Here is a 277-nt window from a genome sequence, read left to right as displayed (position 1 = left end):
CCCGGGCTTGCTCGATGACCTCGGTGTCCTGGGAGAGGTCCCCGAGCTTCAGCTCCGGGTAGCCGGACTGCCGGGTGCCCCTGAGTTCCCCGGGGCCCCTTAGCTTCAGGTCCATCTCGGCGATGTAGAAGCCGTCCCCCGATTCCTCCAGGACCTTAAGGCGCTTTAGGGTCTTCTGGCTGGCGTCCCCGGCGATGAGGATGGCGTAGCCTTCGAGCCCCCCTCGCCCCACCCGGCCCCTAAGCTGGTGGAGCTGGGCCAGGCCGAAGCGCTCGGC

1 pseudogene is annotated in these 277 nt (G+C 68.6%); it reads right to left on the bottom strand.

Annotation, left to right across the window (positions count from 1 at the left end):
- Positions 1–277, bottom strand: a pseudogene (locus tag PZC42_RS21120) (ATP-dependent DNA helicase RecG); the annotation flags it as partial.

Source organism: Isoptericola croceus, from assembly GCF_029382255.1.
Taxonomy (GTDB): Bacteria; Actinomycetota; Actinomycetes; order Actinomycetales; family Cellulomonadaceae; genus Isoptericola; species Isoptericola croceus.
Note: the sequence above shows the minus strand (reverse complement) of the source record. Positions and strands in the feature narration are given on the sequence as shown.